At 66.8% G+C, this 808-nt stretch carries 1 protein-coding gene; it reads left to right on the top strand.

Features of this window, described 5'->3' with window-relative positions:
- On the top strand, positions 1 to 808 hold an 808-nt coding region (locus tag ACYCCG_RS26035), incomplete at both ends, for an Ig-like domain-containing protein (protein WP_459672324.1).

Below are 808 nucleotides of genomic sequence, written 5' to 3'. Positions count from 1 at the left end.
CTGGACATTCGCGTGGTGGATGCCGCCGGCAACGCCTCGGTACCACTGCAATTCGATGCGCCGGACATCACCCCGCCTGAGGCGGTGAGCAACATTACGGTGGGCACTGATGGCCTGGCCCTGAGCGGTCGCGGCGAGCCTGGCGCCACCGTCGAAGTTCGCGATGCCAATGGCACCGTGATCGGCACGGGTGTTGTGGGAGCCAATGGCACCTTCCTGATCGATCTGGATCCGGCCGCGCAGCCGGGCGAGCAGTTGAGCCTGGTGCAGACCGACCCAAGCGGCAACGCTTCCGTGGCTACCGAGTACGACGTACCACTGACCACCGCGCCCGACAGCCCAAGCAATCTGGCCATTGATGCTGATGGCACCACACTCACCGGTACCGCGCCGGCTGGCACCCGTGTGGAAGTGCATGACGCCAACGGCACGCTGATTGGCACTGTGGTGGCTGGCCCCGACGGCAGCTTCACCGTACCCCTCGAGCCGGCCCAGGCCAACGGCGAACTGCTGGACGTGGTCGCCATCGATGACGGCGGCGTTTCCTCGCTGCCCACCCAGATCTCCGCCCCCGACATCACCGCCCCTGCCGCACCGACCGAACTGGCTGTGAGCGCAGACGGCAGCGTTATCACCGGCCGTGCCGAACCGGGCAGCACCGTGCGTATCCTGGCTGCCGATGGCACCGAACTGGGCGCTACCGTGGTCGGCCCGACCGGGGCGTTCAGCATCAACCTCACCCCACCGCAGATTGATGGTGAAGTCCTGCAGGCCACCGCGACCGATGCCGCTGGTAATGCCTCCGTAG

Source organism: Pseudomonas sp. VEM90, assembly GCF_054611535.1.
The sequence above is the reverse complement of the archived record's forward strand: the minus strand, read 5'-3'. Positions and strand labels throughout refer to the sequence as shown.